A 24,304-nucleotide genomic window follows, 5' to 3' on the forward strand; every position below is an offset into this window, starting at 1 on the left:
GCACGGATGTCGTCATCAACGCCCCATGAACACAAAGGCCCTGAACCAGCCTTTATTCTTGGCTATACGGCGCTTGAAATTACGCTGACCGTCTGTGGTGCCCTGTTGTTTATAGCATTCCTGTTTTTAATGCAGGGTATGCTTAATCCCCCAATAATTGCCGGCGCAGGAATTATTTTACTGTGGCCGGTACGCCACCACCGGTCTGTGCAAGCTATTTTATTGGCCGGTGGGTTTTTACTGGCGATCTGGTTTTTGCACAAGCTCCGTGCAATTCTAATCCCATTCGGGAGTATTTACCTGGTTGCTTACCTTTTCGACCCACTCGTGGCATTTCTACACCATCGCAAAGGAGTCCCGCGAGGTATTTCATCGCTGGTGGTTACGCTGTTGCTGATCAGCGTTATCGGCCTTTTCGTACTTCTGCTTGCTCCCCATCTTATTGGGGAATTAGATGCGCTTGGAACGCGCGCGTTGATGAGCATCGAAGTATTCCATGAATGGTTGTTGGCGTCTACGCTGCTCGATGAATTGGTGGGCAGTGCCGAACAGAAAGAAGAACTCATCAGCCAAACCATGGCATCGATTCAGAGCTTTCTAAACTACCTGACCAGTAGCATACCACGCGGCCTTGAGCATCTGCTGTTTTCGGTTGGATCTATTTTCGGGTTCATGACCATTATCGTCATCACCCCGGTCATCCTGTTTTATACGCTGAAAGATTACCGCATCATCAAGAACGGTATCAAGTATCTGCTGCCTACCATAGACGGCCAGCAAAATTACCTTACTCAGGCCGGCCAAATAGTAGGGCGGTATCTGCGCGGTCAACTGACCATCAGCGCCATCACTGCCTGTATCGTTTCAGTAGCGTTGATGCTGGGCGACATCCCATTTGCGCTGCTAATCGGGATTCTTGCCGGCCTGCTCAACCTGATCCCAAGCCTCGGCGCAATCATCACCATGCTTACCGCTATCGGCATTGCGCTGGTCTTCGGAGAACGTGGCCTGGTCGACATAATTATTGTTGTTACGGTATTGCTCGGCCAGGGGCTGCTAGAGCAAGCCATCCTCGTCCCGAAAATATTGAGCCACCACGTAGGGTTGCACCCCGTGGTAATCTTGCTGTCACTCTTTGTATTTGGCTTCTTTTTTGGCTTCTTTGGCCTCTTCATCGCCGTTCCCCTGATGGCGCTTATTATCACCGCCTACGATGCGATGCGGCAGCAAACCACACTGGACTTATCCGGATTCCTCGACCCGCCTATTGCCTCCGTGGATCTGTTTCAGCATGGACCTCCGCCGGCAGAGAACCCTCCTGATCTTGAGCGCGTAACATTTTCATTCCCCGATCAACGCAAAGAGCATGAGCAGTATTACCCTACGCACGCAGGCTTAGGAGAGGAATAAAACGCTTTGTCACAAACCTACTTTGTAAAACGCCGATTCCACATCGGTTATTCGCTACTCGGTCGACAAATCAGGAACCGGATCACTGATCAGCACTATGCAGAAGGGGTATTTATCCTGACGTTTGCTGCAGTGTTTTTCAGCCTTGTGATCGCCAACTATCTCGGTTGGGCAGTCATGCAGGCAATCCTGATAAATCCATCGAACGACATTACCAATCCGGAATCCGTAACCATGGGCTTTTGGATAGGGCAACTGGCTCTGGGCGCCCTTTTCCTATTTGGCTGCCTGCTCGGATTTAAGCCGGCGTTAATGGTAAAACACGAAGCAGGACGCGGGCTTTACATCAAACAAGGGAAACGGGAGGCGGTTGTCCCAACAGAAGACATCACCTCTGCCACCTTGATCCCGGCAAAGCGGTATCACCGGCATTACGCCAAGTACCTTGGTACCCGCGCTTTCTTAGTGAAAATGCCAGCAGCATTGGTCCTCATTTCTACAAAAGGTGGCCCCGTTATACTCGGCCTTTCCGATCAAGACCAGAAAGAATTACTCAACGCATTGCAACCTCAGTCGGAAAAGATCGTTTTTCCGAGCCTTAGTCCTACCCTTTAGGCTGTCCCCTTTGCAATTTCCCCCTTCGCAGCATGCGTTTTGACCTGGAGCAGCGCGATCCTTCTACGGAAGCTCGCGCCGGCATAGTACACACAAATCACGGCCCCATTGAAACACCCATCTTTATGCCGGTCGGGACTGTTGGCTCGGTTAAAGGTGTTACTCCCCAGGAATTGGAAAAGGAAATAACCGCCCAGATTATACTGGGCAACACCTACCACCTCTATTTGCGCCCGGGGGCTGACTTGCTCGAACAGGCAGGAGGGCTCCACAAGTTTATGCAGTGGAACGGCCCGATTCTCACAGATTCTGGTGGATTTCAGATTTATTCACTGGCCAGCCGGCGCAAGCTCACAGAAGAAGGTGCCCTCTTTCAAAGCCACATTGACGGCTCACGGCATCAGTTTACGCCAGAGTCTGTTGTAGATATGCAGCGGTCTATCGGATCAGACATCATGATGGTGTTGGATGAGTGCCCTGCTGCTGACGCCTCCCTGGAATACGTAAAAAAATCGCATGAGCTAACCATGCGCTGGGCCGCACGATGCCAAAAACATGCTGCGGCAACTGAAGGTAAATACGGCCACAAACAACATCTGTTTGCCATTGTGCAGGGCGGCATCTTCGAAGAAGTGCGCAAGGATTCAGCGCGCAGGCTTGTTGAAATGGACTTCCCGGGCTATGCCATCGGCGGCCTCTCTGTAGGAGAACCTGCACCGCAAATGTATGCGATGGTTGAGGTTGTAAATCAGTTTCTCCCTCCAGAAAAACCCCGTTACTTGATGGGTGTAGGTACCCCGGCTAACCTGCTCGAAAACGTGGCGCGCGGAATTGACATGTTTGATTGTGTAATGCCAACGCGCAATGGTAGAAACGGCATGTTGTTCACCACTGAAGGCATCATCAACATTAAAAACAAAAAATGGCAGGAGGATTTTTCGGTTATTGATCCGGGCCTGCATACCTATCACGCACAGACGTTCACAAAAGCATATCTGCGCCATCTTTTTGTCGCGCGTGAACTTCTGGGATTACAAATTGCTTCAATTCAAAACCTCTCTTTCTACCTCTGGCTCATGAAAGAGGCGCGCAAAGCCATTATGGAGGGCCGCTTTCTTTCATGGAAAAACGAGATCCAACCCCGCGTAAGCCGGCGCCTGTAGCCTTCTTGTGCAAACGGACAAAACTTAACATATCAGATGCTTAAGGATGCCCACGGTGCGTCGAAATTTTAAAGGTACCTAATCCGTGGAGACTGAAGTGAAAGAAACACCTGCACACGATCCTTTTGCAGAAGTGGCATCAGCCAGCGATGCAACTTTGGATGCGCTCAAAGCTGCTGAAGAAGCGCTGAAAGCCGTCAAAGCTGCACAGCCGGCCCCTGAACGCCCGCGTCTTTCCAATATTCAGTTTATGGGTACCATTAGCCACGAATTACGTACACCGCTGGCTTCAATTCTCGGTTATACACAAATACTTTACGACGAACTCGGCACCGTGCTGGCGCCGCATCACCGAGAATTCTTCCAGACAATCCTGACCAATGTCGAGCTTTCCCTCGAGCTCGTGACTGACCTCCTCGACTTCGCAAGACTCGATGCGGGTCAACTAGCTATTCAGCCATCTCCTGTGGCGCTGCAACCGCTCATTACACAGGTCATTGACCAACTGTACCCTTTTGCCCTCGAAAAAAAGATCACCCTGTCTGCAGATCTGAACGAAGAGATTTGTTATATCGCTGCTGATGAAGTGCGGCTACGGCAGGTCCTGATCAACCTTATCCTCAATGCCATCAAGTACACCGAGGAAGGCAGCATTACCATCCAAATTGTTGCCTCAACCCTCAAAGAACAAGAGGCCTACACAATCGAAATCATCGATACGGGCCGTGGCATTACCGAGGAGTTCAAAGCCATCATGTTCGACAGGTATTCGCGGGACGAGCGTATGGCTCGTCTCATCGAGCAAGGGGCCGGCATCGGGCTGGCCGTCGCCCTGGAGTTTATTCGTACCATGAACGGTGCAATCGAAGTTGACAGTTCCATTGAAGTAGGCACCACATTCCGCCTTACATTCGAACAGGCGCTTCTCGATTACTTTTGCGATGATATACCGTTCGACGAAGATGTTGAGGGGGAAGCTATCGTAGAAATAGAAGATCCTACGCCGTTTAGCGATTAATCTCGCCTCCTGTCGCAGCAGCCACATTCTAGCCGCAAGAATACCTTACCTTAAGGTTTGTTATTCAGCTCTGTTACAGGTAAATGGTTAAGGAACTTGTTGCGCGCATTATGCTGTCTAGCCTCAAAAAAGGCTTTCGCAGGATATGCTGGGTTGGCCCTGAGCCTTCCTTTGAAGAAAATCTACCCATTGTTGCTTATGCCAACCATCACACCTTTTATGACGGGTACGTGATGTGGCTGCTGGCCCAGCGACTTTTAGGAAGGGATACGCTACTGTGGATGGAGGATTGGGACCGATTTCCGTTTTTTGCAGCGGTTGGCGCATATCCTTTCCCATCCGAAGACCCGGCTCGCCTGCTCGCAACAATTCGCAAAACAGCACGACGCCTCGCAACCGATCAGGACAGCTTTCTGATCTATTTCCCGGAAGGGGAATTACACCCGCCGGAAGCCGGCCTCCTCCCCATCGATACCAACAACCTGAAACGGCTCGACCGTATTTTCCCGGATAAATACTGGTGGCCCATTTCCATTCACATGACCAACAGGGGTGAAACTTTGCCCACTTTGTTACTCAGTGGCGGCACACCCCACCGCACAGTTACCGGCCATGAAAGCAAAAACCTTGCAGCTGGACTCAATTTCCTGCGCCAAGCACCGCACCCTTGCACCAGGATTTTGCTCGAAGGCAAGAAAAGCGACGATGAGAGTTGGAATATGCAGTTTATGGCGCGCTGGTTTTCACGTTACCTGTGATATCCCATAGCCACGTTATACGCGATTAGGCATTTTCGACTATATTCAGCAAGTAATATCAGTGAAAACACCTGCTTTTACTTGCTATGGTCGAGAAACTTACCGGGCTGATTGCAGCTCCCCATACCCCTATGCATTCCGATGGCCGTCTGCATCTTGATGTCGTAAAAGCACAGGCCGCGCTGCTCCGGAAAGAAGGCGTCCGCGGGGTTTTCATTGGGGGGACCACCGGTGAAGGTGCCTCCTTAACCTTCACCGAACGCAAGGCGCTTACCGAAGCCTGGGCCTCGGTTACTGATTCAGACCTTGCGCTTATTGTACACGTGGGACACAATGCACTTCATGAAGCTTGCGCCCTCGCGGAACATGCCAAAGCATCAGGAGCCCACGCAACAGCCGCGTTAGCCCCATCTTTCTTCAAACCGGCCGACATTACCACCCTTGTTGATGTTTGCGCAACCATCGCGCGTGTTACCCCGGACCTCCCGTTTTACTATTACCACATCCCTTCAATGACTGGCGTCGCGCTATCGATGCCCGATTTTCTTCGTGTAGCCGGCCCGCGCATACCGAATCTTGCCGGCATCAAGTTCTCCACGAGTGACCTCATGCAATTTCGAAGCTGCCTGACACTCGATAACAGCCGTTACACCATGTTTTTCGGTTCGGATGAAATGCTGCTCGGAGCGATGGCGATGGGCGCAACGGGCGCAGTAGGCAGCACTTACAATTACGCAGCGCCAAACTATGTGCGCATGATCCAAGCATATGAGGAGGGAGACATAGAAAAAGCTGGGAAATACGCAGGCCATGCGGTTGCGCTTGTTGAAGTCCTCATTAAATATGGGGTAATGCAGGCCGGCAAAGCCATCATGCAGATGCGGGGTGTTAACTGCGGCCCAGTCCGGCTTCCGCTAAAGCCCCTTTCTTCAACTCAAAAAGGGCAACTGTTCGAAGAAGTGCGTCAGCTCGGTATTTTTAAATCTGTACAGCTTACCCCGCCGGAAAAATGAAATCGACGCTGCTTGCCCTGTTTTCGGGCATTCTCTTCTTTCTGACACCGCAAGCCGATGCATTTACGGTTGGGATCTCCTCTGATTCACTACAATGGCAACAACTCACACCTTTGCCAGATGCCTTTGGTTTTGCCGGCGTTTTTGCTGGCGTAACCCATGATGCCCTCCTGGTAGCCGGCGGTGCCAACTTCCCAGCCGGCTCCAATTTTGATGGACACCCAAAAGTGTGGCACAACCAGATCTACCTCTTGCCCGAACCAAACGGCGAATGGCAAACCGGATTCTCGTTGGCAACACCATCTGCATACGGCGTCTCCATAACCTGGCAAAATGGGGTCGTGTGCATTGGAGGGGGGGACGCCAACCAGCACTTCAACAGCGTTTTCCTGCTCGAATGGGATGGCAACCAAATCCAGCAAACGGACCTGCCAGACTTGCCCGGCCCAATGGCATTTGGCGCCGGCGTGCTGCTCGGGGAAACCATTTATGTCGCCGGCGGCATCAGTACCCCCGATGCAACAGCAGCCATGCACACGTTTTGGGCGTTAGACCTCTCAAAACCGCAGCCTGAATGGGAAACGTTGCCGGCGTGGCCGGGGCCGGGCAGAATGCTGCCCGTAATGGCAAAAACCTCGCAACATCTTTACCTCTTCAGTGGCACAGCACTCACAACAGACCAGGCCGGCAATCCAGCCCGCCAGTTACTCACTGATGGCTACCGATACAATCCGGCGCTAAAGACCTGGGAGCAATTGGGAGACACACCACAGGCCATGGTAGCAGCCCCGGGGCCGGCAATACCTGTTGGGGCGTCCCATCTATTCTTTCTACCGGGAGACGATGGTCAACATGCTGCACAGGCCGCCATATTGCGCGACAATCACCCCGGATTTTCTCCTGCCTTATATGCATACAACCATTCAACAGACACCTGGCATCAGCAAGGCACGTTTCCAAAAGAGATCCCAGAAAACCTCGGGCCAAACCGCAATGCCGGTTTCTACCCACCCGTAACAACGCCGATTGTATTGTGGAAAGATGCTTACGTTTTACCTACCGGCGAAATCAGGCCAGGTGTACGGACGCCCCTCGTTTGGGCCGGCAACTGGCGTACAGTGGGTAGTGCATTTGGCACTACAAACGCAGCTGTGCTTGGCGTATATCTGCTGCTGCTTGTCGGAATGGGCGTCTATTTCGCCACAAAAACTACGTCTGCCCGCGCGTATTTCCTGGCCGGACAACAAATGCCGTGGTGGGCAGCCGGCCTGAGTATTTTTGCAACCATGCTATCTGCCATCACCTACCTTTCTATCCCGGCCACAGTCTATGCAACCGACTGGACCCGCTTTCTGCTAAACATGGGCATCCCACTCGTCGCACCCATTGTCATTCTTTTCTTCCTGCCATTTTATAGAAAGCTGGATGTTACCAGCGCGTATGAATACCTGGAAAAAAGATTCGACGTCTCCTTACGCTTGCTGGGTTCACTTTCTTTTATCCTCTTTCAACTCGGCCGCATGGGCATTGTACTGCTCCTGCCGGCACTCGCGCTGAGTGCGGTCACCGGACTCAACTTATTTTTATGCATTGGCTTGATGGGCTTGCTCAGTACCCTCTACACCGTACTTGGTGGCATGGAGGCGGTTATATGGACAGATGTTATCCAGGTCTTTGTGCTCCTTGGAGGCGCCATAGCAGCGCTCTTCATTATTGGCAACGCGCTTCCTGATGGCTTTGCACAAATCATCGAAGTGGCTGAAGCGCGCAACAAGTTCACTGTTGTCAATCCGGGCTGGGACCTGACGACAGATTCCTTGTTTGTCATTATTCTCGGGATGCTGTTTGCCAATCTGCTTCCTTATACAACCGACCAAGCTGTTGTACAACGCTACATGACAACAGCATCTGAAAAAGCAGCACGGCGGGCGATATGGACGGGTGCGTTGGTAGCTGTACCCGCTTCAGTGTTGTTCTTTTTCCTTGGCACAGCACTTTTTGTCTTTTATATCGACTTTCCAGCCAGTCTTGCCCCCATCGAAAAAATAGATCAACTGCTGCCGTGGTTTATTGTGCAGGAAATGCCGGCAGGACTTGGCGGGCTCGTAATCGCCGGCGTATTTGCCGCGGCGATGTCCAGCCTCGACTCGTCCATGCATGCAATCTCGACAGCAGTTACAACCGACTTCATTCAGCGATTTAAACCAGTTGATAACAATATCAACTGGTTAACCCTCGCGCGCTGGATCACCGTGCTGCTCGGCGTACTTGGCACCGCCAGTGCCATGCTAATTGCAACCTGGGACCTCGGTTTGATGTGGCGGATTTTCCTCGATATTACCGGACTCTTTCTAGGCACCCTGGGAGGCTTGTTTTCGCTCGGTATTTTCACCGCAAGAACAACCGCTCGGCATGCATGGATTGGAGCCGCATTTTCTGTGGCCTGCCTCGGATACCTGACTTTTGCCACATCGATAAACGGCCTGCTTTTTGGCGCTGTAGGTACGCTTATATGTTTTATCGCCGGCTGGATCAGCAGCCTGATATTTCCTGCAAAAACACTACCTGACACCCAGGGGCTCACCGTATTCAGTAAAGAGACGGCTTTACATACATCAGCCTAAACCAAACCTTAAATAGCTACGCATAATCATACCTGAGCAACGGGTTCAGCCGACTTCCTTGCCGGATCACCGATATGCAGAAAAAGAAACAATCCCTGCGTAACGAGCAGGTTGGTAACCAGAAAAAAAGTGGCTTCTTCAATAGGCAACCCAAACAAGTGCCAACCGGTGGTGTATTCCTCAGCGATATACCAAATGCCCAGTTCGAGCGCTACCCGATCAGCTATCCATAAATAAATGGTTGGGATGATAGTGCTCCAGAACCATAGCTTGCGTTCTGCCCAAATCCAGTTGCCCGCATAAGCCCACTGTCCGGCCAGTACAGGAAGCGCCCACACCAGAATCAACCCCATGTACAAACCCGAATCATGGGCGAAATGAAAGATACCAGCAATAGCAAGTAGGAGATAAATCAAGGCGCCGACAATACGAGGCATATTGGAAGGGCCGGCGGTGAATGATTCCTGGCGTCACAACACGAGGATATAAAAGAATAAACCCGTCAGTAGGGGCTGCAAGAGGAAAAACATGTATTCCTCGATGGGTACATACCCGATGGTAGCCATCACGCGTTCGGGTCCATATCCCCAGACACCCCGATATACCAGGTAGTTGTCCCACGCTGTGGTGTATATAAGTGCAATGCCGGCAACCGCAAACATCCACTTTAGTGAGTAAGACTTCATTGCAGCAGCAACAGTTCGGCGGTAAACTAGCGCCAGCAGAAAAATGACCGGCAAAATAAATACAAAGTGAAACTGGAGGTACGTCATGTTGTCGAAAATTGGGTGGGTAAAAGGGTGCTAAACACGTTTTTTCTCGAGGTCTTTTAAAACTACCGTGGCGGCATTACGGCCGGAAGCGCCCATGATGCCGCCACCCGGATGGGTACTGGCCCCCGTGAGGTAAAGGCCTTTGATGTTTGACTTGTAGCCGGCCATGCCAAGTTGTGGACGCAACGCAAACATCTGGTCTATACTCATTTCAAGATGCATCACATTGCCCTTAAACAAGCCCAACTCGCGTTCGAGGTACAGGGGATGCTGAAAGAGAGAGCCTACCACCGAATCGCGTGTGCCCGGTGCATAGGCCTCAAAAGTATCCAGCAACCGATCAGCCACAGCATCCCCGCGCGTATCCCAGTCGCCTTCTGCCAATTCGTATGGGTAATACTGTCCCCAAAGCCACAGCACTTCTCCTCCTGGTGGTGCCAATGTATCATCTACCGCACTAAAGGTCATGGCTACAATGGGTGGATCGGATGCAGGTTTCCCGGCGAGGTAATCACCGTATGCGGCGTTAATTTGCTGCCGATCGCGGCAAATTAGCTGCAAGGCCGTGCGTGCTTCAATACCCGGACTCGCTTTATAGCTGACCGGTTTATCCAGCGCCAGGCGCAGAATCGCGCCAAATCCATTCCCAACCCGTAACCGATTTATACCTTTAGGGTGGTGGGCGGTATCGAGCAATTTGCCAAAGGTTTCGAGAATGTGGGTTCCCGACACAATTGCACGCGATGTGTAGACCTGTTTATTCACCCGAATGCCGGCGGCACGGCTATGCTTTACCAGGATCTCATCAACCGGCGCATTCACAAAAATTTGACCGCCATGTGCCTCTATAAACTTCCCAAGCGCTTGTGTTAACATTCCCGAACCACCGCGTGGCCGAGCAATGCCGCCCACGTGGTACAGCGCCTGCCACAACACAAATGGACCGGTGATGGGTTCCGTTGGCGGCGGCCCAGACTGGGCAGCCATCCATACCAGCATTGCTTTCAGCTTTTCTTCGCTGAAATAGTCATCGACTACATCGCCGTACGGTTTCAGAATTTTCTGCAAGGCCTCCTGCCACGTAGAGTTGGGGGTCCGCCCTTTCATCATCATGCGCCCCATTTGTAAGGGTCCAGGCGCACTCAAAAACATCTCTCGCACCGATTCACCAAAAGGCCGCCACTCATCAACAAAATGACGATATGCCGATCCTTCTCCCGGAAACTTCGCATCAATGCCGGCGGCTGTCTTGTCGACATCCCGATAAATAAACAGGGCATCGTCATCCGGGAAAGGCGCAAAAAACAAGGGATCAAGTTCGAGATAATTGAGGCCGTATTTCTCCAGCTCTAGCTCTTCAATAATGGGCGTGAGGCGGATTAGAATGTGCGCACTTCCTCCCAAATCAAACTGATAGCCCGATACAAGCTCTTTGGTAGACACTGCGCCACCAATAATATCCCGTCGCTCAAATACCCCCACTCTATAACCTGTTTTTGCCAGATATGCTGCAGTAATCAGGGCATTATGTCCTGCCCCAACAACAATCACATCAAAGTCCATATCGTCCTCTTTTCCGCTCCATTGAGATTTTTACAAAAAAACACACGTTACGACCAAAATAGCAAAGTGAACTTTTTATTTCTGCCACACATATAAATGGAAATAAATTTTCGATCACATGCCTAAAATAGCCGAACAGAACCTGTTAACCACAAAGCAGGCTGCACAACTTATCGATGTGCATGAGTCTTCTGTCAAGCGTTGGTGCAAAGAAGGTAAAATTCCGTGCGATGTCACCGAGGGCGGACATCGCAGAATTAGCCTGCACGAACTGCTTGAATTTGCAGATACCCGCAACTTGCATTGTTCACTCAGCCATTTCCTTCCAGAAATACAGCTTGTGTGGCGTGGGTTAAGGAATGCGCAAAATAAGAAGAATTATGACATCCTCTTCAATAAGGGATACACGTGGCTCCGCCAGGAGAACCAGCAATTGTTCACACATTTAGTTAAATTTTGCCTGGAGCAGGGCATCTCTTTCAGTGAGCTGTTTGATGAGTTGATTTCTCGGGCGTTAAGACAAATGGGTGTTGACTGGCAGTCGAACGTGCTTGATATCGGGACTGAGCACCATATGACGGAAATTGTCCGTGATATTTTGCATGAGATTCGTCTGAATCCTGTTGAACTACGTGTTGGTAGCAAGAAAGGCGGCAGAAGCAGACAAACGATCGATCCGCAACCCGTAGCAGTGGTTGGATGCAACGCAGGCAACTTGCACGACCTTGGCGCCCATGCCATTCGGATTATACTCGAAGAAAGAGGCTGGAGAGCAATCTATGTTGGCGCAAATGTGCCGGCAGACGATTTGGCAAAGTTGCAGGCTAGGCATAATGCATCTTTGGTGTGTATCTCGTTTGTCTCGGCTAGCATGATCAATGAAGCAGAAAGATTTATTGAGATATTGAGTCGATTCTACAACCCAAGCCATCCTTACCACCTGGCCATTGGCGGATACGATTTCCCTCCCAATGCCGGATTACAGTTGGAGCGGCCTCCTTTCATAGAAATCAACACCTATCGATCCACCAATGCATTTACGCAATGGCTCGATCAATACGCGAAATCAGTAACTGTATAGCGTTATTCAGGTAGCCCTTTTTTTATGAAGCAATCCCCAAGATCTATTTCTGGCAGCGCCTGGGCCACCAGGTGGCCCCTTGCCATTCTTTTCGTATTTACTGCCATTGCAGGCATCGGATACGCGACGTTTGGCCGGCACCCACAGCTGTTACAACACACCCCGCAGTTTGCCGAATTTTTCAGTATATCGTTCACCTTTTTTGCGCAGACGCACATTCTGTTAACGGCGCTTTGCCTTTGCATCTATCTGACGTACCGCGTGCAATTGCGGTGGTTGGGCGGATTTGCAGCAGTTTATCTTATCAGCCTTGGCAGTGAGCTTACAGGCACGGCAACGGGTCTGCCTTTTGGCCCTTATTCGTATACTTCCTTGCTTGGCCCCAAATGGCTCGACCTTGTCCCGGTACTCATTCCGTTGAGTTGGTTCACCATGGCGTTGCCGTCGTATTTTCTGGCCTACATCACATTCCCGAACAGCAAACAATTTTTGCAGCGCATTGGCTTCGGTGGCTTATTGCTCATGTTATGGGACCTCGCCCTCGACCCGGCAATGAGTTACCTGACCCCATACTGGCAATGGGGTGAAACCGGCACCTATTATGGTATGCCGTGGATCAATCTTGCCGGCTGGCTACTCACCGGTATCGTGCTCATGGCAGCACTTTATTTGTTAAAGGTCGACAATTGGATCTCCAGGCTTTCTGCTTCATGGATGGTCAAGTATTACCTGCTCGTGCTGATGATGCCGATGGTTATGGTGGTTGTGGCCGGCCTGTGGTGGAGCGTTGGGCTTACCGTCGTTTCAATGGGGCTTTGTGCGCTTTACATCAATCACAAAGCGGTGCGTTTCCCCGGCGCCGACAACGATGGCCCCAAGCCATTACACGAAGCGCTCGAAACGGAAGAGCTGAACGATTATTTCATGCACCACTCCCGCTCCTTTTCTTTTGCAGCGCGCTTTTTCTCCCCTGAACAACACCGCCTGGTAACGAGGCTCTATGCTTTTTGCCGGACTACAGATGATATTGCAGATATCTATGGTGTTCGCAATGGAAAAGAGGAGGCCCTGAAACAACTGGAAGAATGGGAACGGCGGGTGCACCTTTCTTACCAGGGTATTCCATCCAATATCACCTGGCTGGATGAATTGATGACACGCTCCGTGCAATCGGGCGTGCCTTACCAAATTATCAGCGACCTGATCGAAGGGGTACGTTCAGACCTCGACAAAGTAGAACTGCAGACCATGGCGCAGCTAGATCGCTATACGTACTGCGTAGCTTCTGTTGTTGGGATCTGGTTGTGCTACCTGTTTGGTGTACGTGAACAAGAAGTACTCGACCGGGCTGCTGCGCTTGGTCGTGCAATGCAGGTTTCCAACATCATGCGAGACGTAGGAGAGGACTTGCGAATGCACCGCCTCTACTTGCCGGCCGAATTAATGAAGCGACATGGCGTAACGAAAGACGAACTACTGGCCATGGAAGCCGGCACGCTCCGCCCAACTGAAGCCTACAAAATTCTTGTTGAAGACCTCCTCGAACGCGCAGAGGCAGATTACAACTTTGCCTTCCGCGGCCTTTCTGCCATTCCACCCTCTTTTGCCAGGGCAGCTGCTGTTGCATCCGAGGTGTACAAAGGTATTCATCGCTCCATTCGACGTAACAAATACAATAATTTCCAGCGCAGGGCCTACACCCGGTGGTATGAGAAAATTTACCTTGCCGCGCGCGCACTCAACCGGCTCAGAAAAACGCAGAAAAGACCGTTTATACCAGCAAACCAGTCTTTGCCCGTAGCAGACAAAAATATGGGAAACGGTAAGCAGATCCCTTTCTCGATTATTGTTGTCCTGCTGGTATTTATCCAGAGCTTGTTTATAAACCAGGCTACGTTTGCCACGCACGGTCGAACCCACACCGCTAACCTAACAGTTTTACAACAGCAGGTGGTTTTGATGCACGAGTCTGTCATTGAGGAGTTACGTGCAAAATATATTGCGGCCGTCGAAAACGAGGCGATGATTGTTCAGGCCATGACGCTTATTGAAAAGGTCGACGACAAAACGCCGGCCATTCAAGCTTATGCCGCCGCATTTGATGTACTCCGCGCAAAACACGCATTCTGGCCGCTAAAGAAAATGAAACACCTCCGGAACGGTTTGCCCAGGCTTGATGCATTGGTTGCAAGGCATCCGGTTGAAGTTGAAATCCGCTACCTGCGATTACTGAGCTGCTATTACCTGCCACGTTTCCTTGGCCGCAGCGACACAGTAACCCAGGATTTTAAAGCATTGGCCTACCTGTTACCCGACGCACGCGCATCCTACCCTTCACAACTGTATTACGATATGGTTGAGTTTGTCGCATCCAACAGCAATTTAAGCCAGGAAGAGCGATCATCACTCCATGTGATCTTGCAAGAAGCCCCCAGGATGTCGACTGCCTCACGGTAACTTCGCTAACGGTACGCCTTACCAGGTGGCTGTTACTGTTAATGATTAAGCACGTACATACCCATGATTGCTTCCCATGATATAGATAAAGGTGCAGACAAGCATGCTGTTGTAATCGGCGCCGGCTTTGGCGGGCTTGCCATTGCTAACCGACTTCAATCAGCCGGCATGCAGGTAACCCTGCTGGAAAAACGCCCTAAAGTAGGGGGCCGCGCCTACCAGTTTGAAGAAAAAGGATATCTGTTTGACATGGGCCCCAGCCTTATTACCGCGCCGGCCCTCATTGATGATATTTTCCAGCAAGCCGGGCGTTCAGCATCTGAATTCTTCAGCCTCATCCCACTTGACCCTTACTACCGCGTCTATTTCCACGATGGCACGTACTTCGATTACTCGGGTGATACCGAGAAAATGAAGGCGCAAATGCGAAAATTCAATCCAGGTGATGCAGATCGCTACGATGATTTTATGGCTGCCATCGCCCCGATTTATGACGAGGTCATCACCAAAAAACTCGGCGCTCAACCTTTTGATACGCCGGGTTCTATGCTGCGTTTTACTCCCCGCGCCCTCCAGCTTAAAGCATTCCTGCCTGTAACGGCTTACGTAAACCGGTACTTCAAAGATTTTCGGCACCGGTTTATGTTCAGCTTCCACCCGCTCTTTATCGGTGGACACCCGTTCAGGGCTCCCTCCATCTACTTGATGATTCCTTTCCTGGAAAGGGTTGAAGGCGTATGGTTTACCAAAGGCGGCATGTATACCGTAGTCGATGCGCTGAAGCGGCTTTTCATTGAGCAAGGCGGCAAACTACAAACCGATGCTGAAGTATCGGAAATTGTGGTTGAAAACGGTAAAACATCTGGCGTCAAAGTTAACAACGAATACATGCCGGCAGATGTAGTGGTCTCCAATGCAGACTTTGCCCACACCTACAAACATCTGATCGACGCGCGTTGGCGAAAGAAATGGACCGACAAAAAGCTGGATAAAATCAAGTACAGCATGAGTTGCTTCCTGCTGTACCTTGGCGTCAAAAAACAATTCCCCGAGCTTGAGCACCATACCCTCATTCTCAGTGAACGATACAAAGGGCTGGTCGACGATATTTTCGACAACGCCCCCCTCCCGGATGACTTTAGCATGTATGTGCATGCGCCAACCAAAAGTGATCCGGATATGGCGCCTCCGGGATGTGAGAGTATCTACATCCTGATCCCGGTCTCCAACCTTACTTCAGAAACGGACTGGAACAAGGAGCGCACAGCGTTTACCGACAAAGTGCTCAATTTCCTCGAGGCCTGGGGCATGGATGGGCTAAAAGAGAATCTGGAAGTGTTGAAAATCTTCACCCCGCTGGAATTTGAAAGCGAGCTGAATGCTTATCAAGGCAATGCTTTTGCCATCGAACCCAAGCTAACCCAGACTGCTTATTTCAGGCCGCATAACCGCAGTGAAGATGTTGACGGCCTCTACTTTGTAGGCGCTGGCACACATCCAGGCGCTGGGGTGCCCGGGGTCATTCTGTCTGCAGAAGCCACTGCAGGCTGCGTGATGCATGACCTTAAAATTGAAGCCCCGGCCCTGACCTGATCAACGGGTTAGGCATCCCCTTTCAACTTGTCTTCTTTAAAAAGCACATCTGTGTCACTGGCGGGTGTGCTTTTTTTATGTTTTGTGCCGTAGCGGCTTTTGTTGCAGAATACGCAGTAGAAGGCGACGACCTGAAAGCTGATCTGGCACGCCCCCAGGAAGCCGGCATACCGGTCGACATTGTTTACGAACAGTAAAACGGGGCGCAACCCCTACCGTACATATGTTTGCCCCACCTGCAGCAAATGAACGGCTGCAGGTGGGCACTATTTACCCCGGTAATCATCTGAACCGATACTGCTGCGCGTCGTATTAGCCGCTGAACCTCAGCAAAATTCCCCACCCATGGCGCGTAAGTTTGATGTCCCTGTTTTTTACCGGAGCCCTTTCATTACCAAGGTAAAAGAAGCCCGGCGCATACAGGATCCTCGGAAGAAAGATTTTACTCCTTCCACACTCGATTTTGGACCGATACGATTCCACATTGCACGCCATTTTGGCTTTTGCTATGGCGTAGAGCAAGCTGTAGATATTGCATACAGGGCACTTGAGGAAAACGAAGGCAAGCGAATTTTCCTGCTTTCCGAGATGATTCATAACCCACATGTAAACCGGGATTTACAAGATCGGGGGATGCAATTTCTCCGCACAACGTCCGGTGAGCAATTGATTCCATTCGACACGCTCACGCCGGAAGATGTTGTCCTCATTCCTGCCTTCGGCGCGTCGGTCGAGATTGAAGCGGATTTGAGGGCGCGCGGGATTGATACAATCAGCTACAACACGACGTGTCCGTTTGTCGAGAAGGTTTGGAAACGAAGCGACCAACTCGGCAACAAGGACTACGCAATTGTTGTGCACGGCAAGCGGTACCACGAAGAAACACGCGCAACGTTTTCGCATGCGCGACAAAAAGCGCCGGTTGTTGTGGTGCTAAATATGGAAGAAGCGCAGGATCTTGCAGACGTAATCACAGGCAAAAAGGATCGTGCGTTTTTCTACACCCGGTTTGCTGACAGATATTCTGAAGGCTTTGATCCCGATTTACACCTGTCTCGTATTGGCGTGGTAAATCAGACGACGATGCTCGCCTCGGAGACTGCAGCCATTGCGGCCCTGTTACGCAGGGCCATCATCGACAGGTACGGCGAAGACAACCTGAAAGACCACTTTGCAGACACAAGCGATACGCTTTGTTATGCAACCAACGAAAACCAGCAGGCAACCCAGGCGCTAATAGAAGCCGGCGGTGATCTGGCAATTATTGTTGGCGGCTACAACTCATCTAACACCAGCCACCTTGTGGAATTGGCAGAACTGCATATGCCGGCCTATTTTGTAAATGGTGCGGAGGCCATTGGTTCGCCACAAGAGATCTCCCACTTTGATCTCCATCGAAAACAAGTAGTAGCAACCCAAGACTGGCTGCCAGAAAAACAACCGGTAGACATTGTGCTAACAGCCGGCGCCTCCTGCCCGGATGCCGTGCTCGATGAAGTCATGCGAAAACTGCTCTCATGGTTCCCAAACGCACGTAGCGAAGCAGAAGTCTTGCAACCGTTTGTGAACGCTACTGACTAAATTGCGTTTTAAAAACACCCGGCGGCCATGCACGCGAGATTCAACCTGGTGAAGACTTTATCTCAGCAAAATGAATAGCTGCAATAATGAAAGCATGAAGTCAGGCTCGTCGCAAAATTGAAAATCCAAAATCAGATCCCCAACCTCTGCCAAAAGCCTGGGAGATCCATAACATGGCCAGTGTTTCCAGATAGTACGCCTGTGCCAACCCACCAGCATCTGCAACTTCAAAGCCGAGTTGCTCTACCAGGCCCGCAACAACCTGTTTAGCATGATCATCGTCACCACAAATGAACATGACGAGTCGATTTTTACCTACAACAATTGGGGCAGCCATATTTTGAGCACCTGTTGTGTTCAACGCTTTGACAACCCGCGCACCAGTAGCCTTTGCAGCGATACGCTCAGCACCTGATGCACCGAGCTTTCCTTCAAATGTAAAATTTGGACCAACAGGATTGGTACAGTCAATCAGAATTTTACCATCCAGTGAATCAAGCGATGCAATTACATCTTCTGCTGCTGACCAGGGTGTAGCAAGTACAGCGATGTCAGCGCCCGCAACAGCTTCTAGAGGTGTCATTACCGACACACCCTCTAGCGCACCAAGCTCGGCATTTCCTGCTGTACCCGGGGTACGCGACCCAAAAGCTACCGTATGCCCGGCAGCAGCCCAACGTCGGCCCAGCACACGGCCAACTCTTCCAGTACCAAGAATTGCAATTTCCATAGTTATACCCCAAGCGCTTCAACGATAAGGGTAGCAGCAGCCGTACCTGAATACTGCTGCTGTCCCGTAATCAAATTGCCGTCACGTATAGCATGAGGCTTGAAAGCGCTGTTCACAATAAAATTGGTGTCGGCCAGTTTTTTCGCTTCAGTCTCAATCCAAAAGGGCTGGATTTTCTGGCCGACATACTGATCAGCAAAAGCCTCTTCTGCATCTGCGAAGCCCGTCCATGTTTTGCCCTCAACCAGTAATGAGCCATTTGAAAGGTACGTGTGCAGCAGAATGCAGGTTGCATGACAAACTACTGCGACAACCTTGCCGGCTTCGTAACACCGCGCCACCATGCCGGCCAGTTCCTGGTTGTCGTAGAACGTGTACATTGGCGCCTGACCGCCACAAATGAAAATGGCATCATAATCGTCAAGATTAACCGTAGCGAGTTTTAAGGACTGCTCGACGCGTGCCATATGTTCGGGTGAATGGATAAATCCGAGACTGATCAGATCATCAGCAGAATACCCACTATCATCGCGTGGATCACTCCAGGAATCACCGCGTAAAGCACCCCCTTCGGGACTGGCTATGTCTACCGTATATCCGTTTTCAGAAAACACCCAATAGGGATGCGTTAATTCTGCCCACCAGAATCCAATGAGCCATCCCGTTTGTGCAGATGTAGCAGGATTAGACGCAACCATCAGGATGCGACGTGGCTGTAAAATGTCTATTGATGCACTCATAATTGACCGTTTTTTTAGGGTTGCTTAATTTTCGGTCAATTGTATATATTAGTCAAGAACACACCCAAAAGTAGCATACTATACTTTTAGTTAGATATGGCCACATTTGCGCATAACGGCAAGTCTTTTTCTTGCCCGGTAGAGTTATCACTCAGCGTAATTCAAGGGAAGTGGAAAATTTTGATACTTTGGCACCTGCGAGGCGATACATTACGCTACAGCGAGTTGCGCAAAGCGCTCCCCAGAATCACGCATAAAATGCTTTCACAACAGTTGAAAGAACTTGAAGCAGATGGTGTTGTGCACCGCGAAGTTTATCCGGTTGTGCCTCCCAAGGTTGAATACTCTCTTACACCAGAGGGCATGACCCTGCTGCCCATGCTTATAGAAATGCAGCAGTGGGGCATGCGGTTCAAACAAACCCACCACATCCAGATCAACAGATGATCGCATCCGCGGGCCGTTTACGTAGCGCCGGCTTGTTGCTCTTGTTGCTGGTGCTGCAGGCATGTAGCCTGTTTTCCACCCGGGATCCTGAAGAACCGGTTGACGAAGCCGGTACCTTTTTGCAACCCGACACTCCCGAGCAGGTGGTTGAAAACATTCAAGCTGCTATTGCAGAATTGAATACCCCGAACTACGGCCGCTCCATTAACCTGGAAATTGCCTTTACGCCTACCGCAACCGCAACAGCCCAGGACCCCACGATCTGGCAGAACTGGAGCCAGACTGAAGAACAGCAGTATTTCAGTACGATGGCTGCAGCAGCGGAATTTGGTATCGGGCACAACCTCCAACTGAACGACGAGACCCTTTCGATTATTTCAGAAGATCGGTTCGACCTCGACGCGTCGTACACCTTGACGATCAACCACAACCGTCCCAATGTCCCGACAACGGTCCAGGGCCGGCTTGTCTGGGTCATCCGCCAGGGAGAAGACGGACTTTGGAGCCTTGCGGAATGGACCGACCGGGAAGTGGGCAGCTCAGATTCGTGGAGTACGTTAAAAGCAGAGTTTATCAAATAGCGTGGCGGATTAATTTATGGAAGATCAGCCGGCTGTAGTGGCAAGGGCAATTGACTGACAATCAAACCGCCCTGGCTCATGCTTTTTTCCATCGCCACGCGTGCCCGGTAGTGTGATAAATTCCAGGAACGCCAGTCATTTTCCGGCTGCGTCTGCCAGGCTGCATACAGACTTCCCGCAAGCTTGCGCTGATCTGCCATATTTAGTTCTGGTAGCAACTCCAGCATTGCAGGGACAGCGTCTGCACTCAGGGTTAACAGGTATTCATGGTCCAATTCGGCGCCAGCAATCGCGCGCTGCATATTTGTTTTAACAATGAGTGCTTCGGGATTTACTATGTGTAACCCTAACACTACAACCGCACCCGCCACCACTGCACCGCGCATGAAGTTTAGGGTGTCATTTTTGATTGTAGACCAGCTAAACCAACCCAGCACAAACGCGAGCCATACTATAAATGCGCTTGCATAAAGTCTTAGTTCAGTAAGCCCATACGCCCCGGCATACAACCACATGCGCTGCGCTGCTGATACCAGCATCACCAACAATAAGCCCACTTGAATTACAACCAGGGCGTTGAATATAGCCGTGTGCCCCTGATGGGTGGGTTTAAAACACCGCTTCAAAATCAACGTCATACCCAAAGAAATAGCGGCAACTGCAATCAGTTCAAAGAATCCGTGGCGCGCATAGCTTGAAAGCGTTATGCCGCTGGCGGCCTGGATGTATTCAGCGCCGCCAAACAGATAGCCAAGTTGCATAATAACGAAGGTGGCAAACATCAGATTGACCAGCCCCAGAACAATGCCTACCTCCAGCATAAGCAACTTGAGCTTTTTACCTTTCGCCTGCTTACTCCGCTGATCAGTCACAACATCTGTAATAATACCACGCAGGTACGCGCCAGCTAGTAAAGTATACACCCCAATAACCAGCAGCCGCGTTGGCAACGAACCCATATCAACGGAAATCAAATTGTACATCAGGTCGCCAAACCCGGCATCTGCGGCAGAAAGTAACAATCCAAACACCAGCAGTACAGGCATAACAAGCAAAACGCCGCGGACAATTGACCGTGCAGTTTCTTTGTCAAGGCCGGCAAAGAGTACCTCCCAGCGTACGGTATTCCTCAAAAAGCGCGGGTAGCCAAGCAAGGAATGAAAGCCTGTTGAGAGCAAGCCTGGAACGCGGCCGGCTACCCTGTGCAGTTGCCTGGATTGCATGGAAAGCCCAAGCACAGCAAACAATCCCATTGTTGTAGCAAATTTCAACATGCTTGCATCGCGGCCTATAAACGACAGCGCAAGCATCCCGAGCGGCAATAGTAACCAACGTTCAAATTTCAACAGCGGAGCATCCCAGCGCGCTACAAGCCAGACACCAAGCGCAGCCACCGCCCCGACCCAAAGCATGGCACCAACACCCCAACCGGTTTCAAAAAGCAGCCTTTCGCCAATAATGCCCAGCAAAAGGGCGCCTAGAAATACCTCAATTCCAAGTTCAGATTTTTTGATCGTCATGATGATGTGCTGTGATGAGTTCAAGAATGGAGGCAATAATCAAAGTACTTTACATCACAAAGTGCATTAATGTTGCAAAGCTTATAGTTTTTTTCTCAGCTCCCCACCTCGCGCCAAAACGCACTACGAAACATGCGCCCTTTGAGCGGGTAGCTGCTTGTAATTGCGGGCAGCGGTACCATTTCGGCCCAGACATATCTCCACATGGATACTGCTTTACAATTTGATAATATGCGTCGATACCAGGAAGATCTATTCAGGGCAGAAAATGACAGACTTCAATACAGCTGAACACAAAAGACTTTCAGATTCCGAAAAGCGAAAAGCCGACTGGAAGAACTGGGGCCCGTATGTAAGTGACAGGGCCTGGGGAACGGTCAGGGAAGACTACAGCCCTGATGGTAAGGCATGGGATTTTTTCCCGCATGAGCACGCAAGAAGCCGTGCCTATCGCTGGAACGAAGACGGTATAGGCGGATTTTGCAACCGCATGCAGAATCTTTGCCTTGGGGTTGCATTCTGGAATGGGCACGATCCCATCCTGAAAGAGCGCCTCTTTGGCCTCAATGGCAACGAAGGTAACCACGGTGAAGACGTAAAAGAGTACTACTTCTACCTGGACTCAACGCCGACGCATTCTTATGCAAAGATGCTCTACAAGTATCCGCAGGTGGCATTCCCCTATGAGCATTTGATTGCAGCCAACAATGCGCTCGGCAAAACGGACCGTGAATACGAGCTGATTGATGCATTGCAAGAGGCTTTTGAAGCGCAACGCTACTTTGATATTTACATCGAGTACGCCAAAGCAGATGAGGAAGACATTATCTGCAAAATAACCGCAATAAATCGCGGACCAGAAGCAGCTGAGTTGCACATTCTGCCCCATGTTTGGTTTAGAAATACGTGGTCCTGGGGTCACAATGACACCAAGCCTACACTGGAAGACCGGTCAACAAAGCGGAATTCGGGTATCCGCGCTACACACAGACATCTGGGTGAACGGTGGTGGTATGCGGAAGCAAGCGATACCACTAAACCGCGCCTCCTGTTTACGGAAAACGACACAAACGCCGAACGCCTGTTTGGTGCGACCAATCCTTCGCCTTATGTAAAAGATGCGTTTCATAGCGCAGTCATTGAACAAGCAGAAGGCGTAACCAACGAGGCCGGTGTCGGGACCAAAGCAGCAGCGCACCTGGCCACGGTAATTGAGCCAGGCGCCTCTTATACCGTTTCAGTTCGCTTTGCCAGCAAGCGACTCACCAACCCGTTTGACGATTTTGACGACATTCTGGAAAAACGCATTGATGAAGCCAATGCGTTTTACCACGCTGTTCAGAGTCCTAATTTGAACGAAGATGAGTTACGGGTCCAGCGCCAGGCTTTTGCCGGCCTGATGTGGAGTAAACAATTCTACCATTACAGCCTTGAGAAATGGCTTGAAGGAGACAAGAACTTCCCGCAACCGCCCGATGCCCGCAAACGCGGCCGTAATTCGGATTGGCAGCACCTGTACAACCTCGACGTCATCTCGATGCCTGACAAGTGGGAATACCCCTGGTACGCGGCATGGGACCTGGCATTCCACATGATTCCGGTTGCGATGATTGACCCTGAATGGGCCAAGCGGCAGTTGATTCTCATGACACGGGAATGGTACATGCACCCCAACGGGCAGCTGCCGGCTTACGAGTGGGCATTTGGTGATGTAAATCCACCTGTACATGCATGGGCCGCCTGGCGCGTCTATAAAATTACAGAAAAAGCAACGGGGCATGCCGACACGGTCTTTCTGGAAAAGATCTTCCACAAAATGTTACTCAACTTTACGTGGTGGATTAACAGAAAAGATGACAGTGGTAATAACATTTTCCAGGGTGGTTTTCTCGGCCTGGATAACATCGGTGTATTTGACAGAAGCGCGTCGCTACCATCTGGCGGATACCTCGAACAGGCGGATGGCACTGCATGGATGGGCATGTTTTGCCTGAATATGTTAACGATATCACTTGAACTGGCCAAAACCCGGCCGGCGTATGAAGATGTAGCAACCAAGTTCTTCGAACACTTTGTCTACATAGCCAACGCTATCAACGCCCAGTACGAAGAAAACGGGCTCTGGCACGAAGAAAACGGCTTCTATTATGACGCCCTGAAAACCCCGAATGGCCAGCACATCCCGCTCATGATTCATTCATTTGTGGGCCTCATTCCGCTGTTTGCAGTTGAGACCATCGAGCCGGAAGTGCTCGAACGCTTGCCACGATTCCGCCGGCGTATGGAGTGGTTCATCAAGCACCGCAAGCACCTGATGAAAAACCTGACTCTGCTGAATCCGCATAAAAATGAAGGGCGGTGCCTGCTCTCGCTTGTAAATGAGAAACAGCTGCGGCGCATTCTAAAGCGTATGCTAGACGAGGACCAATTCCTCTCAGACTACGGCCTCCGGGGGCTCTCGAAAGAGCACGAAGACAATCCGTTTGTGATAAATATTGACGGCAATGTTCACTCAGTAGAATATGAGCCGGCAGAATCAAAAACCTATCTCTTTGGCGGCAACTCCAATTGGCGGGGGCCCATCTGGTACCCGGTCAATTATCTCATGATCGAGTCGCTCCAGAAGTTCAATCACTA

Annotated in this window: 20 protein-coding genes; 14 read left to right on the plus strand and 6 right to left on the minus strand. The window is 50.8% G+C overall.

Features of this window, described 5'->3' with window-relative positions; all coding sequences use genetic code 11:
• The first annotated feature begins 6 nt into the window (after positions 1 to 6).
• The 7 genes from AAF564_06075 (at position 7) to AAF564_06105 (ending at position 8,601) form a co-directional block, all read left to right on the plus strand.
• Positions 7 to 1,410, plus strand: coding sequence for an AI-2E family transporter (locus AAF564_06075; GenBank protein ID MEM8485095.1), 1,404 nt, complete (start codon positions 7 to 9; stop codon positions 1,408 to 1,410).
• Positions 1,411 to 1,416: 6 nt separating this feature from the next.
• Positions 1,417 to 2,025 (plus strand): hypothetical protein, encoded by a 609-nt coding sequence (locus tag AAF564_06080; GenBank protein ID MEM8485096.1) that lies wholly within the window; start codon positions 1,417 to 1,419, stop codon positions 2,023 to 2,025.
• A 32-nt stretch (positions 2,026 to 2,057) separates the two neighbouring features.
• Positions 2,058 to 3,188, plus strand: a complete 1,131-nt coding sequence (tgt, locus tag AAF564_06085) for a tRNA guanosine(34) transglycosylase Tgt (GenBank protein ID MEM8485097.1) — start codon at positions 2,058 to 2,060, stop codon at positions 3,186 to 3,188.
• 97 nt (positions 3,189 to 3,285) lie between these two features.
• Positions 3,286 to 4,206 carry an ATP-binding protein gene (locus AAF564_06090; protein MEM8485098.1) on the plus strand — a complete coding sequence of 307 codons (921 nt, stop codon included), beginning with the start codon at positions 3,286 to 3,288 and terminating at the stop codon, positions 4,204 to 4,206.
• An 83-nt stretch (positions 4,207 to 4,289) separates the two neighbouring features.
• Positions 4,290 to 4,964, plus strand: a complete 675-nt coding sequence (locus AAF564_06095) for an acyltransferase (GenBank protein MEM8485099.1) — start codon at positions 4,290 to 4,292, stop codon at positions 4,962 to 4,964.
• Between the two features lie 86 nt (positions 4,965 to 5,050).
• The gene (locus AAF564_06100) at positions 5,051 to 5,977 is read left to right on the plus strand and encodes a dihydrodipicolinate synthase family protein (GenBank protein MEM8485100.1); all 927 of its coding nucleotides are present in this window, start codon (positions 5,051 to 5,053) and stop codon (positions 5,975 to 5,977) included.
• Positions 5,974 to 8,601 carry a sodium/solute symporter gene (locus AAF564_06105; GenBank protein ID MEM8485101.1) on the plus strand — a complete coding sequence of 876 codons (2,628 nt, stop codon included), beginning with the start codon at positions 5,974 to 5,976 and terminating at the stop codon, positions 8,599 to 8,601. Before AAF564_06100 ends, AAF564_06105 begins: the two co-directional genes overlap by 4 nt.
• 26 nt (positions 8,602 to 8,627) lie before the next feature.
• On the opposite strand, the gene AAF564_06110 is transcribed toward AAF564_06105, so the two are convergent.
• From AAF564_06110 to AAF564_06120, 3 genes are read right to left on the minus strand one after another with little or no spacing between them, the layout of a single operon-like run.
• Positions 8,628 to 9,038 carry a lycopene cyclase domain-containing protein gene (locus AAF564_06110; protein ID MEM8485102.1) on the minus strand — a complete coding sequence of 137 codons (411 nt, stop codon included), beginning with the start codon at positions 9,036 to 9,038 and terminating at the stop codon, positions 8,628 to 8,630.
• 33 nt (positions 9,039 to 9,071) lie between these two features.
• Positions 9,072 to 9,374: a lycopene cyclase domain-containing protein gene (locus AAF564_06115; GenBank protein MEM8485103.1), complete on the minus strand. Its 303-nt coding sequence runs from the start codon at positions 9,372 to 9,374 to the stop codon at positions 9,072 to 9,074.
• Positions 9,375 to 9,404: 30 nt separating this feature from the next.
• Positions 9,405 to 10,937 carry an NAD(P)/FAD-dependent oxidoreductase gene (locus AAF564_06120; GenBank protein ID MEM8485104.1) on the minus strand — a complete coding sequence of 511 codons (1,533 nt, stop codon included), beginning with the start codon at positions 10,935 to 10,937 and terminating at the stop codon, positions 9,405 to 9,407.
• Between the two features lie 118 nt (positions 10,938 to 11,055).
• Here AAF564_06120 and AAF564_06125 point away from each other — a divergent pair, with 118 nt between their 5' ends.
• The 4 genes from AAF564_06125 (at position 11,056) to AAF564_06140 (ending at position 17,649) form a co-directional block, all read left to right on the plus strand.
• Positions 11,056 to 12,018 carry a helix-turn-helix domain-containing protein gene (locus AAF564_06125; protein ID MEM8485105.1) on the plus strand — a complete coding sequence of 321 codons (963 nt, stop codon included), beginning with the start codon at positions 11,056 to 11,058 and terminating at the stop codon, positions 12,016 to 12,018.
• A gap of 24 nt (positions 12,019 to 12,042) precedes the next feature.
• Positions 12,043 to 14,475 carry a carotenoid biosynthesis protein gene (locus tag AAF564_06130; GenBank protein MEM8485106.1) on the plus strand — a complete coding sequence of 811 codons (2,433 nt, stop codon included), beginning with the start codon at positions 12,043 to 12,045 and terminating at the stop codon, positions 14,473 to 14,475.
• Positions 14,476 to 14,538: 63 nt separating this feature from the next.
• A complete protein-coding gene (locus tag AAF564_06135) occupies positions 14,539 to 16,068 on the plus strand; it encodes a phytoene desaturase (GenBank protein MEM8485107.1) in 1,530 nt (509 codons plus the stop codon).
• Between the two features lie 345 nt (positions 16,069 to 16,413).
• Positions 16,414 to 17,649 (plus strand): 4-hydroxy-3-methylbut-2-enyl diphosphate reductase, encoded by a 1,236-nt coding sequence (locus AAF564_06140; protein MEM8485108.1) that lies wholly within the window; start codon positions 16,414 to 16,416, stop codon positions 17,647 to 17,649.
• Between the two features lie 100 nt (positions 17,650 to 17,749).
• Here the strand turns inward: AAF564_06140 and AAF564_06145 are convergent, their stop codons facing one another.
• Together AAF564_06145 and AAF564_06150 are read right to left on the minus strand one after the other, a co-directional pair.
• Positions 17,750 to 18,379, minus strand: a complete 630-nt coding sequence (locus tag AAF564_06145; GenBank protein MEM8485109.1) for an NADPH-dependent F420 reductase — start codon at positions 18,377 to 18,379, stop codon at positions 17,750 to 17,752.
• A 2-nt stretch (positions 18,380 to 18,381) separates the two neighbouring features.
• A complete protein-coding gene (locus AAF564_06150) occupies positions 18,382 to 19,119 on the minus strand; it encodes a type 1 glutamine amidotransferase domain-containing protein (protein ID MEM8485110.1) in 738 nt (245 codons plus the stop codon).
• Positions 19,120 to 19,215: 96 nt separating this feature from the next.
• On the opposite strand from AAF564_06150, the gene AAF564_06155 reads away from it, so the two are divergent.
• Positions 19,216 to 19,566: a helix-turn-helix domain-containing protein gene (locus AAF564_06155; protein ID MEM8485111.1), complete on the plus strand. Its 351-nt coding sequence runs from the start codon at positions 19,216 to 19,218 to the stop codon at positions 19,564 to 19,566.
• Positions 19,563 to 20,147: a hypothetical protein gene (locus AAF564_06160; GenBank protein MEM8485112.1), complete on the plus strand. Its 585-nt coding sequence runs from the start codon at positions 19,563 to 19,565 to the stop codon at positions 20,145 to 20,147. Before AAF564_06155 ends, AAF564_06160 begins: the two co-directional genes overlap by 4 nt.
• A gap of 14 nt (positions 20,148 to 20,161) precedes the next feature.
• Here the strand turns inward: AAF564_06160 and AAF564_06165 are convergent, their stop codons facing one another.
• Positions 20,162 to 21,667 carry a DUF4173 domain-containing protein gene (locus tag AAF564_06165; protein MEM8485113.1) on the minus strand — a complete coding sequence of 502 codons (1,506 nt, stop codon included), beginning with the start codon at positions 21,665 to 21,667 and terminating at the stop codon, positions 20,162 to 20,164.
• A 268-nt stretch (positions 21,668 to 21,935) separates the two neighbouring features.
• Here AAF564_06165 and AAF564_06170 point away from each other — a divergent pair.
• Positions 21,936 to 24,304 (plus strand): glucosidase (locus AAF564_06170; protein ID MEM8485114.1); only part of this gene is annotated, 2,369 nt, incomplete at its 3' end.

Source organism: Bacteroidota bacterium (genome assembly GCA_039111535.1).
Lineage (GTDB): Bacteria > Bacteroidota > Rhodothermia > Rhodothermales > JAHQVL01 > JBCCIM01.

Coding starts and splice junctions, on each gene's coding strand:
- AAF564_06075 (MEM8485095.1), top strand. CDS start 7: ATGTCGTCATCAACGCCCCATGAACACAAAGGCCCTGAACCAGCCTTT.
- tgt (MEM8485097.1), top strand. CDS start 2,058: ATGCGTTTTGACCTGGAGCAGCGCGATCCTTCTACGGAAGCTCGCGCC.
- AAF564_06095 (MEM8485099.1), top strand. CDS start 4,290: ATGGTTAAGGAACTTGTTGCGCGCATTATGCTGTCTAGCCTCAAAAAA.
- AAF564_06100 (MEM8485100.1), top strand. CDS start 5,051: ATGGTCGAGAAACTTACCGGGCTGATTGCAGCTCCCCATACCCCTATG.
- AAF564_06105 (MEM8485101.1), top strand. CDS start 5,974: ATGAAATCGACGCTGCTTGCCCTGTTTTCGGGCATTCTCTTCTTTCTG.
- AAF564_06110 (MEM8485102.1), bottom strand. CDS start 9,038: ATGCCTCGTATTGTCGGCGCCTTGATTTATCTCCTACTTGCTATTGCT.
- AAF564_06115 (MEM8485103.1), bottom strand. CDS start 9,374: ATGACGTACCTCCAGTTTCACTTTGTATTTATTTTGCCGGTCATTTTT.
- AAF564_06120 (MEM8485104.1), bottom strand. CDS start 10,937: ATGGACTTTGATGTGATTGTTGTTGGGGCAGGACATAATGCCCTGATT.
- AAF564_06125 (MEM8485105.1), top strand. CDS start 11,056: ATGCCTAAAATAGCCGAACAGAACCTGTTAACCACAAAGCAGGCTGCA.
- AAF564_06130 (MEM8485106.1), top strand. CDS start 12,043: ATGAAGCAATCCCCAAGATCTATTTCTGGCAGCGCCTGGGCCACCAGG.
- AAF564_06135 (MEM8485107.1), top strand. CDS start 14,539: ATGATTGCTTCCCATGATATAGATAAAGGTGCAGACAAGCATGCTGTT.
- AAF564_06140 (MEM8485108.1), top strand. CDS start 16,414: ATGGCGCGTAAGTTTGATGTCCCTGTTTTTTACCGGAGCCCTTTCATT.
- AAF564_06145 (MEM8485109.1), bottom strand. CDS start 18,379: ATGGAAATTGCAATTCTTGGTACTGGAAGAGTTGGCCGTGTGCTGGGC.
- AAF564_06150 (MEM8485110.1), bottom strand. CDS start 19,119: ATGAGTGCATCAATAGACATTTTACAGCCACGTCGCATCCTGATGGTT.
- AAF564_06155 (MEM8485111.1), top strand. CDS start 19,216: ATGGCCACATTTGCGCATAACGGCAAGTCTTTTTCTTGCCCGGTAGAG.
- AAF564_06160 (MEM8485112.1), top strand. CDS start 19,563: ATGATCGCATCCGCGGGCCGTTTACGTAGCGCCGGCTTGTTGCTCTTG.
- AAF564_06165 (MEM8485113.1), bottom strand. CDS start 21,667: ATGACGATCAAAAAATCTGAACTTGGAATTGAGGTATTTCTAGGCGCC.